This window comes from Flavobacterium araucananum, assembly GCF_002222055.1.
GTDB lineage: Bacteria > Bacteroidota > Bacteroidia > Flavobacteriales > Flavobacteriaceae > Flavobacterium > Flavobacterium araucananum.
Window position 1 is genome coordinate 102370 of record NZ_MUGS01000035.1, and the last position, 12837, is coordinate 115206.

Genomic DNA, 12837 nt, shown 5'->3' on the forward strand with positions numbered 1-12837 from the left:
AGAATGAGGGTTTAAATCATTTTCCCATAACAGTATCTAGAACTCCTTGTAATTTCTCATTAGAAAATAATTTTTTATGTAAATAGAAAGATCAGCGGTTTAAATCCTATTTTAAACCGCTGATCTTTTTTAGTATCGTTTTTTTTAATCTTGTATTTATAACAGTCTTTTACGACAATTATAGTTGTACCACAATTTTGCCAAACTGCTGGTTGGACTCTAAATAGTTATGAGCATCAACAATTTGATCCAATTCAAAAACTTTATCAACAATTGGTTTGAGTTTTCCTTCTGTGACTCCTTTATCTATAAAAGTGATGGCTTGCAGCAGCACTTCAATATTGCCCAAAACTTCGATTGCAGAATATCCTCTAATAGTTGGTGTTTTCATAAGAACATCAAACGCAGGAAAACTGGCAGGTTCAGCACTAAGTGCCAATTGTGGGATACATACAAAAAAGTGCGTGATGAGTATAATTAAAGAAAATTCAACTAATAACCTTAATAGAAGATTCCTGTCTGACTGCGATATGACCTATGCCGTTGAACTCATCGGGGGGAGATGGAAAATCTTAATTCTGGTAAATCTGGCAGGCGGTGCATTGCGTTATGGAGAATTGAAACGTAAAATTGAAAAAGTTACCGAGCGTATGCTTACCCTTCAATTAAGAGAGTTAGAAAATGATGGAATTGTCACTAGAACCGTTTTTCCTGAGGTACCGCCCAGAGTGCAGTATGAGCTTACTGAGATTGGAGAAAAACTCGTTCCTATTTGTCTTCAATTAAGTGATTGGGGCACGCTGCACAGGAAAACACCTAAAACGAAATAAGAACTTTTAAAGTAATTGGTAGGAGTGTGCAAGCCGAAGATGCTATATAATGAATACATTTTTTTATACCTTACGTGACTTAATGTAATTATCGAATCCATGCATGAAAAATTAATAACATACATTAACCAGTATGCTACTTCACCTTTAACGAGTGAAGATAAGGAGTTAATTACAGCTGCTTTTCAACCCAAAAAATTACGCAAAAAACAATACTTTCTGCAAGAGGGAGATGTATGTAAATATGTAGGCTTTATTACAAAAGGTGCCATGAGGCAGTACAGCGTAGATGAAAAAGGAGTAGAACATATTACGCATTTATATATTGAAAACTGGTGGGCATGTGACCGTGAAAGTGCTGTTATGCTTACAATATCAAAATATAATATTGATGCCTGGGAGGACACTGAGATGCTTGTAATTAATGTGGCAGATATGCTTAATTTGATGGGTAAAATACCTTCATTTGGAGAAATGACAAGATTAATGGATCAAAAAAGTTTTATCGCTTCACAGCGCAGATTAAGCTCAACGATCAGCAATTCTGCAGAGAAACGTTACGAAGAGTTTACGAAAAACCATCCAGAGCTAATTCAAAGATTTCCTCAGCATATTATAGCCTCTTTTTTGGGAATTACAAAGGAAACTTTAAGCCGAATCAGAAAAAAAACAATAAGATAATTTTTATTAAAAACTTACTTCTGGAAAAACCGTTGACATTTGTCAACGGTTTTTTTTATCATATCGCATCGTTTGGGTACTGGTTTCTGCTGCAACTTTGCCATGATATTAACAAACAAATAGTAAAAATTTAAAAAATTGTAAAAATGAAAACAAACAAAATTATTTATTGGACAACGACAGGAATTATAACAGGTATGATGCTTTTTAGTGCACTGGGTTATTTTACTAATGAAAATATGAAAGCTTCGATTGCACATCTGGGTTTTCCTGATTATTTCAGAATTGAACTTGGGATTCTAAAAATTCTGGGAGCTTTAGTTCTTATAATTCCAATATTTTCTAATAAAACCAAAGCATTGGCTTATTTCGGATTTACACTGACCTTCATTTCTGCTTTTATTGCACATTATGCTATTGGCGATACTGCTTCTGTGGTTATGATGCCTGTAATTTTTCAAGTTATTTTGATTGTTTCTTATACTTTTCACAATAAATTAAAAGCATAATTACGATGAAAAAGCAAACAAGTTTTTCAACAAAAGGCAATGCCGTGAATATGGGATCTTTGCATATCAATAGAATGCTGCCAAACAGGTATGCGGACAAAGTTGGCCCATTTGTCTTCCTGGATTATTTATCACCTGCTATTAAGGAAACAGTAAATAAAACTGGAATGGGATCACATCCACATAGAGGGATTGCAACATTAACTTATATTCTTCAAGGGGAAGAAGAACATTTTGACAGTGCTGGAAATTATGCGAAAATCCATTCAGGTGGTATTCAATGGATGAAAGCCGGTACAGGCATAGTTCACGATGAGAATTTAAATTATGATTCTCAAACAGATAATAAGTTTATCCATGGTTTTCAATTTTGGATCAACCTTCCTGCAAAAAACAAAGCTGAAGAACCCCAGCATTTGGCTATACAGGCCAATGAAGTGCCCAAAAAAGCTTTACCTGATAATAGTGGGAACATAAAGGTTATTGTAGGGAATTATGAGGATCTGAGTTCAAAAATCCCTAATTATTCCGAGCAGTTTCTGTACCACATCGAGCTTGAAGCAGGCAAGTCCTTTTCTATTAGTCTGGCGGATAAAATAGAGGCGGCGGCTTTTTTGACCACACAGAATCTTATAGTAAATGATGCCGAGTTTCAAGCAGGAGAGTTCATTGAATTCAGTCGAAAAGCTGGAGAAATTGAACTAAAAAATACCTCACATGCCATTGTTGATGTATTATTATTTGGCGGTGAAGAGTATACAGAGAAAATAGTAGCAGAAGGCCCCTTTGTTATGAACAGTACAGAAGAGATCGTTCAGGCGTATCAGGACTTTTATGCCGGGAAATACGATAAAATTGATTTAAAAACTAAAAATTAAAAAAGTGAAAATACTTGCATTTGCAGAGAGTAACAGCAGTTCTTCCATCAATAAAAAATTAATAACACACACGGCTTCCTTTTTTGAAAATCATTTAGTAGAAATTCTGGATCTCAATGATTACGAAATGCCGGTGTTCAGTACAGATAAGATAGCAAAAACCGGAATGCCACAGCTGGCTTTGGATTTTGCACAAAAAATAGACAGCAGTGATTTTCGGTCGCTTTTAAAAATATTTACGATTGGATTTCAGTTCTTCCCCAGCGCAAGGCTTTTGGCAATAAACCCGTTTTTATTTTAGCTGCTTCACCGGGATCCAGAGGGGGAGCTACAGTATTGGAATTAGCAAAAAATACAATGCCGCATTTTGGCGGCAATTTTCAGAAGTTTGCCACTCTTGATCCTATTTTCAAAGGAAGAAGATAATTAGTTGTAGGTCTCGGCTCATTTATACAATCATTCCCTTTATAATAAGTTTCAAGTGCAAAAATTCTATTTTAAACTTAAAATAATGAAAAATTTAAAATCATCTAACTTTTAATAATACGCTTAATAATTTTATTTCCAGCAGTTGTTAGAATAAATATATAGATGCCTGATGGGAGATTTTCTAAGTTTAAGTTTTGTATCTGTCCATTTACTGTTTTATCAATAATTAATTTACCTGACAGATCAAACAGCTGTATTACAGAACCTTTAGCCATTTCATTGTCTAATTCTATAGTAAGAGTATTTTTTACCGGATTTGGATAGTAATTAAATGTAGAACCAGAATAAGCATCTACTATCGATTCTGTAACTATCTCTGTATTTGTTTTTTTACTGGTTGAATAATTACTCTCTGAATAACCCAAATCAGGATTACTACCAGAATAAGAAAGACTAACATTAGTTCCTTTATCAATCAAATCGCTTCCCTGAACTAATTTAAATGGTAAATTATCAGGAAGATCTCCATTTGACTGTCGGGCTCCAATGGAAAGTGAAGTACTTGTACTTGTAAAATCAGATGTGTTTACTGTAACACTTAAATTCCACGAATTGTTTTGCTGCGTGGCATTTGAAATAGATATTGTCCCGGACAATGAAATATTATTCTTGAAAATATGTTTCTTTCCGGATTGCACCGGATTTCCAAAACCAAAGTTGATGTTGTTTCCATAACCTGTACAATTATATACCGTTATACTTCCAGTGTTATTATTTTGATCAAATCCTTTTTTGGGATGACCAATCGCGACACATCTGGTTAGTACATTATCTGCCGGAACGGAATTTCCTCCAACTTTAAAACCGTTTCCGTTTCCGGTAAATCCTCCATAATTCCACACATCTACTCCATTTCTGATTGCCCAGCAATTTTCGAAAGTTACTTTTTGCGTACTATCAAAACAATCGTATCCGTCATCTGAATTTTCCCAGGCACGGCAGTTGATAAATTTATTTCCCGGTCCCTGTGTTTGTTTTGGTCCAAAACCATCAGCCATACTTCCCTTTTTTTTAGGATCGTAATTTCTGTACGCATCGCAGTTTCTTACCGTTGTATTTGAACCTCCTTCGTTAATCTCCAGACCAGTATTCCGATTGTTGTAAAAAGCACAATTTTCAAAAGTGGTATTAGAACCCTTTACATAAGCTCCCTGATAGCCTGCTCTTGTAATGGCAATTCCTTTAAAACTCCAATAAGAACCTGTGATGCTAAAACCATACGAATCCTGTACCCATTCCTGATCTGGAAAGGAAAAATCTATGATGGCTCTACCGTTGTTTACACATTCTACCTTAATAGGATTTGCAGAGGTCCCTGATTTTGTAAAAGAAATAGTGTTTTTAGCACCAGCAGTGTACGCAATTGCATAAGTTCCGGCTTGTAATAAGACAACATCGCCGGCAACGGCTTTACCGAGCGCGGTTTTAAAATTCATGGCGGTAGCGAAACTTGAACCAGAATTGGAAGCATTACCGTTTGGTGTCACGTAATAAGTAGTTGCAGAAACTGATCCCGATACCAAAAGGAACAGTATTAAAAAGTATATTTTTTTCATAAGTTTTGTGTTTATTTGAGCAACACAAGGTATCTCTGTTTTTTTATAAAAAGATTGAATTACTTCAATGGTTTTTGTGAAATTGTTTTTTTCTATAATCTTGTTTTATGTGCTCTAATTCTGAAACTCACTGTCAGGTTACCAAACAAGAATTCGAGGTGCCTTGTTGAAGAAAAAAAAATTTCCGCTTTATCCAAGTCAATTGATAAGATACTCTAATAAATTAAAAAAATAAAAAATTGCTGTAAAAGAAAAAAACCTGTAAATCTCAAGATTTGCAGGTTTTACACAATTTTTTGTTTTCATTCATAAGATGCACTGTTGATCAAATTATCGTATAAATTTTCATTTCTTTTGTATAATTTGTTCTGGCAGTACTACTATTTTGAAGGACTTTATTCCCCCCATTGGCAATATCGAAAAAACCATTATCAACCCAATTATGAAAAGCCATCGGACTTTGGAAAATTGTATGTACATGATGTATTAACTCATTATCGATGTAATAAGATACGGAATTTTTATCCATTGATATTTTATAAGAATGCCATTCTTCATCTAAAGAAAATGGAATTTTATATATATCTATAGTTGCACCATTTAATGTCCAAATTTGGAATTGTTTTTCTTTAGTTGATTGATTCTGTTGCTGTATAAACCAAGCTACTTTCATTCCCACTATAGGTAGAGCATCTGTATTCCAGAATCCCCATCCTCTAGATCCACCTTCTAAGTTTTCAACTTTTATTTGAGCTTCAAAAACAACTTTATGGGAAGCCGCAAAAGGTATATTCATAAAAAGGTCGGTTATATAATTTTGCAGTTCATTTTCGTTAATAATTTTCTCAGCCGGAATAGGAGTCGCGATCACACATTTGGGCGAAATATTGGTGTAAGGATTGTTATATATTTCAGCATTAGAATATATAGATTCAGAAGCATTCGGGATAGTATTTTCAAGATAATTATTATCTGTATTGAACGTATGTAAACCATTGGTATCCGAACGTAAAAACCAAAAATTCTGCTCAGGATTAAAAATAGAATAAGAAGCTGATGTCTGTATATAATCCTGACTTTTTCTAAAATCACCAATAAGAACTAAAATATAGTTCCTGATTGTATTTATAACATTACCTATCTTATCTCCATCTGCGTATAATAAAGCATTCAGAATAAGATTCAGTGCATTCCCTATAAGTTCTACGATATGGGTATAATACTCTGTATTTACCTCAATCTTTGAGTTTATAATAGATACAAGATTTTTATTGTCTGATGTTTTTAGTGCTTTAATATCAGTGATTAAGCTGTCTTTATTTTGTATTGCAGCTAGAACTGTTTGGGTAATTAATTGATATTCGTTTGATGAATTTTTGGATGTTACTAATAGAATCAAATTTTCAATAATCTGATTTACATTGTTTTCTTTGTTCATAGTTTTTATTTTATGGTTATTTTTAGTTTTTTTAATAGGGCAAAAAATTCCAATGGATTTGATTCACAAAGTTCCATAAGTCATAACCGAAAACGAAGCTTAAGGGATTTTTGTAAGCAGGTCGAGGCCTAGTTCAACACCTGATCTATTATATTGGGGCATTGATACGAAATTTACACCTTGGCGAAGCTTTTTATATTATTATACAATTTACTAAAAAGTTTTATTAAATAAATAATTATTTTTTTGAATTATGCTACTCAGGCATGATCCATAAGGTACCAAGAAAGAAGTTTAAAGATTTTGCATCTTCTTTAGATCCGACTGCTCTTTCTGTTTTTTGATGCCGCCTTAAATACTCCCATTTGCGTTTGGTGAATGCTTCCTTTGTAATTCCGTCTACAGTAATTCTAAAGTACACGGTGCTAATTTTTCTGTCATTGCTGGTTATTTTCATAAAGAAAACTAACCCAAAACTGTTCTCTAACATAATTCAGTTTTTCTTGGCGGACAAAAGTGTCCCGATTCTGTCACAAAATATGTCACCAAATCTGAACGATCGTACAGATAAATATGGAGGAAATTTGGAGAATCGTGCCCGTTTTACCCTTGAAGTTATTGAAGGAATTCGTAAAGCCTGTGGTGTCGATTTCCAAATTGGCTGGCGATTGTCTATTGAACGTTACGGACTGCTTTTGGAAGAATTACGAGAAGTTACAGCTGATATTTTTGATCGCGAATTAATTGATTATTTAGATTTGGCTCTTTGGGATTCAGCACAATTAGTTCGCGAAGGAACATTTAAAGGAAAAGCCATGCTTAGTGTTTTTACAGAGCTTCCTCGTAAAGGAGTACGTCTTGGCGCAGCAGGAAAAATAATGAGCGCACAGCGTGCCGGAGAACTTCTGGACGAGGGTTGCGATTTTGTCCTTATTGCGCGTGCTGCAATTTTGCAGCGTGATTTTCCTCTTCAGGTAAAAACAAACCCCATGTACAATAGCCCCGGGCTGCCTGTAATGGCAGATTATCTCAGACAAGGAGGATTAAGCGAACGTTTTATTGAGACGATGCGCGGATGGCAGACTTTTGTAAAGGCAGGTTCTTTATAAATACATTCAATATCTAAAAAGTAAGCCGCTGATTAAGCGGTTTGTTTTGGTGAAATTTTAAATATTAGACTTTTATCTGGTTTTAAAAGCAATAAGTTTTTAAATTATTTGGAAGTTATAACTGTTTAGAAAATATTTTATTTAATAAGTTGGAATTGACTGATCTAAATCATTGGTCGAAGGAGGATGGAATTACTATAATTAAAAAAAGGAGTAAACTAATAACTAAATAAAAGCTAAAAAGCTCTTAGTGGCGTTCAGTTTACTCCTGATTTTCAGGGTTAAATTTTGATATTTATTATTATGATTTAAACGAGTTGTACTGTTCATCGGTAACAGGTTCAAGCCAGTCTACAACACCTTTTTCAGTATTTATACTTACAGCATAATGAGCAAATCTGCCGTTTGGTGTTGCTCCGTGCCAGTGTTTAATACCAGGAAGTACATTTATTACATCGCCCACTTTTATTTGTCGAATAGGCAAACCTTCTTCCTGATAATAGCCTATACCTTCAGTAACAATTAGTATTTGATTGCTTGGGTGAGTATGCCAGTTGTTTCTGCAATTTGGTTCGAATAGTACTTCGCCTATTGCGCAGTTTGTAATTTCATCGGGTGTAACCCTCATTTTTAACCAGGCAGTCCCTGTAAAATAATCTGCTGCAACAGGACCAAATCCTTCTGGTGCTGTATTTTGTTGTTCTTTATTATTCATAGCTTTTTTTGTTTTAAAGTGTTGCTATATCAATTACATAACGGTATCGGGCTTCTTTATTTAGGACTTTATCCCATGCATCATTAATTTCTGATGCTTTGATTATTTCAATTTGTGGATATATCTTATTTTGTGCACAATGGTTCATTACTTCTTGCGTCTCTGGAATACCGCCAATTAAGGAAGCATTAAAATTGACCCGGCTAAAAAAGAACTTCGCATTATCTATTTTAAATTCGCCATTTATAGGCTGTCCAACTTGGGTAAAACTGCCATAAGGCTTAACACATTCCGCATAATTTGAAAGTTCATAAGCATAAGGAATAGTCGATATCATGTAATCAAGTTTCCCTTTATAAGGTTTTAGTTTGTCAATTGAATCTACTACAATAACTTCTTTAGCACCAAAATTTAAAATATCCTGACGTTTACTTTCACTGGTGGTAAAGGCATATACCTGAGCACCTTTAGCGACAGCAAGTTTTACTGCGAGATGTCCTAATCCTCCAATTCCTGCTACACCGACTTTATCTCCTTTACGGAAATTTGCTTTCATAAGCGGCGAGTAAGTGGTTATACCTGCACAAAGCAAAGGTGCCGCATTTTGAAGGCTGATACTTTCAGGAATTTTAATGGCAAAATGTTCCTTAACCACAATATTATTGGCATAACCTCCTTGTGTAATTCCTGACGGAGATGTTTTATCCGGCGCTCCGTATGTTCCCACCATTCCCGTAGTTTCACAATGGTGCTCTTCGCCATTTTTACAGCTAATGCATTCCATGCAGCTATCAACCATACAGCCTACACCGGCTTTATCTCCAACTTTAAATTGCGTTACATTTTTACCAATAGCAGCTACAATTCCGGCAATTTCATGCCCGGGAACTTGCGGATAAACCTGTTTGCCCCAATGTCCTCTTATGGTATGAATATCCGAATGGCAGATTCCTGAAAATTTTATCTCGATAAGAATATCATTATCTCCAACCGTGCGGCGTTCAAAATCCCATGCTGTTAATTTACTGGTTGTATCATGACCTGCAAATCCTTTTGTTTTTATATTCTGGCTCATAAATTCTGTTTTATTTGTTTGAGAAAAAAGCTGTAACGGACCTACAAGTAATAAACCTGCGCCAGCAGCAGAAGTCTGTTTTATAAATACTCTTCTTGAGGGATTATTATTATTTTTCTCCATACGATTTTTTTTCAATTAGTTTAGGTTTAATCTCTACAGCAATAGGGTATACCGCTATAATTTATAAGATTTAACTATTTTAATGTACCACTTTTGATAATGCCAAGCGGGCAATATCTCCTTGTTTTTTTGAAATTATCTCATCAATAATTGTGAAGGCTTCTAATAATTGCATTTCGGTGATGCCCGTATTCATTGCTATGCCTATATGTGCTTGCAATTGAGGCTCAACACCGGTCATAGCAGCCAATGCTGCAACTGTAATAAGTTCCCGCTGCTGATAATTAAGAACATCCCGGCTAAAAATATCGGCAAATAAATGCTCCTTTAAAAAAACATCAATAGCAGGTGCAAAAGCGTTAGCTCCAGAAAGTGCTGTTTCTTCTCTGCCTGTTAATTTTTGCAAAGTGTTTTTTCCCGTTTGGTATTTTTGGTTGTCAACAATAGGCGTTGCTTCTTTACCCGGAATATCTTTTTTGTCGTTTGCTTTTCGTTCATCAGCGACAGTCATAAAGGTGTTGATGGCATTTAAGCTTCTTGGAAAACCACAATAGGCGTAAAGCTGTACCAACTCATCTTTAATCTCATTAATAGTTAATCCGGCATCAAGACCAGAATTTAATTCAGTTTTTAATTGCTCAATATTTCCCGTAGCAGTTAATGCCGATATACTGATGATGCTTTGTTGTTTAGCATCTAAATTTTGATTGTTGTCCATTTTATTCTGCGCCCAGCCATTCAGTTGAAAAAAAACAACTACGGCCAGAGTTTTGAGTATTCTTTTTATAAGATGTTTTTTCATAGCATTATTATACGGTAAAACCGCCGTCTACAACCAAATTGTGCCCTACAATCATACTGGCAGCATCACTGCAAAGAAATAAAACAGTACTGGCTATTTCCTCCGGAAGTCCTAATCTACCAATAGGAACCATTGCTAACATGCCATCGAGAGCTTCTTTTTGACCAGCTGCAATCATTTGATCGGACATTGAAGTCTGAAAAAGACCAGGGCTTACACTATTAATTCGGATCCCCTGGCTGGCATATTCTACAGCAGCGCTTTTAGTTAATCCTATTACACCATGTTTGGCACCGTGATACACACCACGCTGCGCACCGGCACGAATGCCACCAATAGAAGAGCAGTTTACAATTGCACCGCTTCCTTGCTTACGCATGTGTTGAAGTTCGTATTTCATGCAACTCCATACACCTTGATAGTTAATACTGGTAACACGGTTAAAATCTTCCATTGTCTGGTCGGCCGCTTCTGCCAATTCATTTTGAACTCCGGCATTATTATAAGCATAATCCAGGCGTCCAAATGCGGTAATCGTTTTGTTTACCATTTCTTCTACCTGTTTATCCTCAGATACATCACATTTTATTGCAATTGTATTGTAACCTTGTGCTGCTAATTTTTCAGCAGCTTCTATAACTTGTTTTTCATTCCAATCTGCCAAAGCTACAGAAGCTCCTGCTGCTGCAAATGCCTCTGCAGTTGCATACCCTAATCCCGATGCTGCACCTGTAACCAGTGCGACTTTTCTATTCATTATAGCCATAATTTCTTTCTTTAATTATTTAGAGTACAAAGTTCAGGCTGTTGGGAGTATTAAAACGTATACAATCTACAGGTTCCTCTACCATTTTTACAGGTTTGGAGTTCCAATTACAAATCGGTCGAATAAATTGCTTTAAATTTGATGCTGTTTTTAAAGCAAAAGGTTATGGAAAAGATACAAAGAATTGATACGATAAGTGAGCATGATACATTCTATCAAAAAGAAAATCTGCATCCGCTGGTTAGTGTGATCGATTTTAGTGAAACATTTCCCGAAGTTTATGCATCACGCATGAGTTTTGGTTTTTACGCTGTTTATTTAAAAGATGTTCAGTGTGGCGATCTTAAGTATGGCCGCAATACTTACGATTATCAGGACAGAACATTAGTGTTTGTTGCGCCCGGCCAAATTATTAATGTAAATATTAGTAAAGATTACAGACCTCAGGGTTTTGCATTGTTATTTCATCCTGATCTGATTCACGGAACATCACTTGGTAAACATATTGAAGACTATACGTTTTTTTCGTATGAATCCAGAGAAGCTTTACATTTATCTGAAAAGGAAAGAAAGATTGTACTTGATTGTTTTGATAAAATCAAATACGAACTAGAGCAGGGAACAGATAAGCACAGTAAAAAACTGATTGCAGCAAATATCGAATTGTTTCTGGACTATTGTGTTCGTTTTTACGACAGGCAGTTCATTACCCGCAATGATGCCAATCGCAGTAATATTGAAAAATTCGAGAATTTACTAAAAGAGTATTTCCATTCAGACAAACCCCAAACAATTGGACTGCCTAGTGTCACGTATTGCGCAGAACAATTATTTCTTTCTCCAAACTATTTTGGTGATATGGTTAAAAAAGAAACCGGAAAAACGGCAATGGAATATATTCAATTGAAGATTATGGATCTTGCAAAGGAAAAAATCATGGATATAAGCAAGTCCGTAAATGAGATCGCTTATGAATTAGGATTCAAATATCCACAGCATTTTACCCGTTCTTTTAAAAAAATAACCGGATATTCTCCTCTTGAGTACCGATCTCTGAATTGAAGAACTTTAAGTTTTAAATATTTGCAGAGCAGTGATTTTAATATATTCGAACCTAGACTATTTAGAGAGTTGTTTGCTGAGGTTCTGATTTTTAAAAACAAATTGCGCCACGATTATGCAATAAAACTTACACAGGTAAAATACCTTTAAAAATCGTCTTAACTTTTTATGGTAAAAAAGGTATCTACTCCAAAGACCATGTGCCACGATCTTGCCACAAAAAGCTAAGTAGTAGTTCTGAATATTTCAATTTAAAATTTTTAGATAGCAGTACAATTACATTTGTGAATTTCGTAAAAAGGAGCTTTTTTGATGTGGGTGTTTTGTTTAAAAAGCAATAAAATAGGAAAAACATTACAGTTAAATTTTAAGTATCAAAATCTAAATATACTCTTATCAGAAAGTTAAGAAAATGTTTCAAAAAAAATGGTATAAACTCTTTGATAATCCTTGTAGATCTCGATAAAGGTTGTACTTTTGCACCCGCTTTGCAACACAAGTGAAACACAAAATAAGAAGACACGTTCGTAGACATATTGAATTGACAGCCGTTTCGATGAAAATCGGAACAAAAGAATAAGAGTAATAGAATTGAGAGATTCGAATTAAGAAACGATAGAGAAAGCGTCGCATAATACTTAGTTCTGATTTATTAGAACAAACAATATACGATGAAGAGTTTGATCCTGGCTCAGGATGAACGCTAGCGGCAGGCTTAACACATGCAAGTCGAGGGGTATAGTTCTTCGGAACTAGAGACCGGCGCACGGGTGCGTAACGCGTATGCAATCTACCTTTTACAGA

16 protein-coding genes and 1 rRNA gene are annotated in these 12837 nt (G+C 35.1%); 9 read left to right on the forward strand and 8 right to left on the reverse strand.

All coding sequences use genetic code 11. The features are described from left to right. Positions 1-178 precede the first annotated feature (178 nt). Complete coding sequence (locus B0A64_RS16610) at positions 179-439, reverse strand: zinc-binding dehydrogenase (RefSeq protein WP_244285436.1); 261 nt, start codon at positions 437-439, stop codon at positions 179-181. A gap of 28 nt (positions 440-467) precedes the next feature. On the opposite strand from B0A64_RS16610, the gene B0A64_RS16615 reads away from it, so the two are divergent. The 6 genes from B0A64_RS16615 (at position 468) to B0A64_RS25775 (ending at position 3324) form a co-directional block, all read left to right on the forward strand. After that, positions 468-830, forward strand: coding sequence for a winged helix-turn-helix transcriptional regulator (locus B0A64_RS16615; RefSeq protein ID WP_089480621.1), 363 nt, complete (start codon positions 468-470; stop codon positions 828-830). A 99-nt stretch (positions 831-929) separates the two neighbouring features. Continuing rightward, entirely contained in the window at positions 930-1511 is a 582-nt protein-coding gene (locus tag B0A64_RS16620; protein WP_089480622.1) for a Crp/Fnr family transcriptional regulator, read from the forward strand. 146 nt (positions 1512-1657) lie between these two features. Next, a complete protein-coding gene (locus B0A64_RS16625; protein WP_089480623.1) occupies positions 1658-2020 on the forward strand; it encodes a DoxX family protein in 363 nt (120 codons plus the stop codon). 5 nt (positions 2021-2025) lie between these two features. After that, positions 2026-2898: a pirin family protein gene (locus B0A64_RS16630; RefSeq protein WP_089480624.1), complete on the forward strand. Its 873-nt coding sequence runs from the start codon at positions 2026-2028 to the stop codon at positions 2896-2898. A 4-nt stretch (positions 2899-2902) separates the two neighbouring features. After that, positions 2903-3199 (forward strand): NAD(P)H-dependent oxidoreductase, encoded by a 297-nt coding sequence (locus B0A64_RS16635; RefSeq protein ID WP_089480625.1) that lies wholly within the window; start codon positions 2903-2905, stop codon positions 3197-3199. Continuing rightward, on the forward strand, positions 3145-3324 hold the full coding sequence (locus tag B0A64_RS25775) for a hypothetical protein (protein ID WP_394338361.1): 180 nt from the start codon (positions 3145-3147) through the stop codon (positions 3322-3324). The genes B0A64_RS16635 and B0A64_RS25775 overlap by 55 nt, the downstream gene beginning before the upstream one ends. 104 nt (positions 3325-3428) lie before the next feature. Here B0A64_RS25775 and B0A64_RS16645 read toward each other — a convergent pair whose 3' ends face one another. The 3 genes from B0A64_RS16645 to B0A64_RS16655 form a co-directional block, all read right to left on the reverse strand. Further along, positions 3429-4943, reverse strand: coding sequence for a T9SS type A sorting domain-containing protein (locus B0A64_RS16645; RefSeq protein ID WP_089480627.1), 1515 nt, complete (start codon positions 4941-4943; stop codon positions 3429-3431). 325 nt (positions 4944-5268) lie between these two features. Further along, the gene (locus tag B0A64_RS16650) at positions 5269-6381 is read right to left on the reverse strand and encodes a LamG domain-containing protein (protein WP_089480628.1); all 1113 of its coding nucleotides are present in this window, start codon (positions 6379-6381) and stop codon (positions 5269-5271) included. 256 nt (positions 6382-6637) lie between these two features. Then, on the reverse strand, positions 6638-6871 hold the full coding sequence (locus B0A64_RS16655) for a hypothetical protein (protein ID WP_089480629.1): 234 nt from the start codon (positions 6869-6871) through the stop codon (positions 6638-6640). Between the two features lie 49 nt (positions 6872-6920). Between B0A64_RS16655 and B0A64_RS16660 the strand changes: the two genes are divergently transcribed. Continuing rightward, the gene (locus B0A64_RS16660; RefSeq protein ID WP_244285437.1) at positions 6921-7490 is read left to right on the forward strand and encodes an oxidoreductase; all 570 of its coding nucleotides are present in this window, start codon (positions 6921-6923) and stop codon (positions 7488-7490) included. A gap of 301 nt (positions 7491-7791) precedes the next feature. Here B0A64_RS16660 and B0A64_RS16665 read toward each other — a convergent pair whose 3' ends face one another. The 4 genes from B0A64_RS16665 to B0A64_RS16680 all read right to left on the reverse strand — a co-directional run bounded on the left by B0A64_RS16665 (position 7792) and on the right by B0A64_RS16680 (position 10962). Continuing rightward, entirely contained in the window at positions 7792-8205 is a 414-nt protein-coding gene (locus B0A64_RS16665; RefSeq protein ID WP_089480630.1) for a cupin domain-containing protein, read from the reverse strand. Positions 8206-8218: 13 nt separating this feature from the next. Beyond that, positions 8219-9403 (reverse strand): NAD(P)-dependent alcohol dehydrogenase, encoded by a 1185-nt coding sequence (locus B0A64_RS16670; protein ID WP_089480631.1) that lies wholly within the window; start codon positions 9401-9403, stop codon positions 8219-8221. 79 nt (positions 9404-9482) lie between these two features. Continuing rightward, on the reverse strand, positions 9483-10205 hold the full coding sequence (locus B0A64_RS16675; protein ID WP_089480632.1) for a carboxymuconolactone decarboxylase family protein: 723 nt from the start codon (positions 10203-10205) through the stop codon (positions 9483-9485). A 7-nt stretch (positions 10206-10212) separates the two neighbouring features. After that, positions 10213-10962, reverse strand: a complete 750-nt coding sequence (locus B0A64_RS16680) for a glucose 1-dehydrogenase (RefSeq protein WP_211321711.1) — start codon at positions 10960-10962, stop codon at positions 10213-10215. A 174-nt stretch (positions 10963-11136) separates the two neighbouring features. On the opposite strand from B0A64_RS16680, the gene B0A64_RS16685 reads away from it, so the two are divergent. Both B0A64_RS16685 and B0A64_RS16690 read left to right on the forward strand, forming a co-directional pair. Continuing rightward, positions 11137-12033 carry a helix-turn-helix domain-containing protein gene (locus B0A64_RS16685; RefSeq protein ID WP_089480634.1) on the forward strand — a complete coding sequence of 299 codons (897 nt, stop codon included), beginning with the start codon at positions 11137-11139 and terminating at the stop codon, positions 12031-12033. 668 nt (positions 12034-12701) lie between these two features. Next, positions 12702-12837, forward strand: a 16S ribosomal RNA gene (locus tag B0A64_RS16690); the annotation flags it as partial.

Bases quoted from the DNA above. Each gene is read 5' to 3' on its own strand.
- B0A64_RS16645 (WP_089480627.1), bottom strand. From the start codon at position 4,943: ATGAAAAAAATATACTTTTTAATACTGTTCCTTTTGGTATCGGGATCA.
- B0A64_RS16670 (WP_089480631.1), bottom strand. From the start codon at position 9,403: ATGGAGAAAAATAATAATAATCCCTCAAGAAGAGTATTTATAAAACAG.
- B0A64_RS16625 (WP_089480623.1), top strand. From the start codon at position 1,658: ATGAAAACAAACAAAATTATTTATTGGACAACGACAGGAATTATAACA.
- B0A64_RS16675 (WP_089480632.1), bottom strand. From the start codon at position 10,205: ATGAAAAAACATCTTATAAAAAGAATACTCAAAACTCTGGCCGTAGTT.
- B0A64_RS16655 (WP_089480629.1), bottom strand. From the start codon at position 6,871: ATGTTAGAGAACAGTTTTGGGTTAGTTTTCTTTATGAAAATAACCAGC.
- B0A64_RS16615 (WP_089480621.1), top strand. From the start codon at position 468: ATGAGTATAATTAAAGAAAATTCAACTAATAACCTTAATAGAAGATTC.
- B0A64_RS16630 (WP_089480624.1), top strand. From the start codon at position 2,026: ATGAAAAAGCAAACAAGTTTTTCAACAAAAGGCAATGCCGTGAATATG.
- B0A64_RS16650 (WP_089480628.1), bottom strand. From the start codon at position 6,381: ATGAACAAAGAAAACAATGTAAATCAGATTATTGAAAATTTGATTCTA.
- B0A64_RS16680 (WP_211321711.1), bottom strand. From the start codon at position 10,962: ATGAATAGAAAAGTCGCACTGGTTACAGGTGCAGCATCGGGATTAGGG.
- B0A64_RS16665 (WP_089480630.1), bottom strand. From the start codon at position 8,205: ATGAATAATAAAGAACAACAAAATACAGCACCAGAAGGATTTGGTCCT.
- B0A64_RS16660 (WP_244285437.1), top strand. From the start codon at position 6,921: ATGTCACCAAATCTGAACGATCGTACAGATAAATATGGAGGAAATTTG.
- B0A64_RS16685 (WP_089480634.1), top strand. From the start codon at position 11,137: ATGGAAAAGATACAAAGAATTGATACGATAAGTGAGCATGATACATTC.
- B0A64_RS16620 (WP_089480622.1), top strand. From the start codon at position 930: ATGCATGAAAAATTAATAACATACATTAACCAGTATGCTACTTCACCT.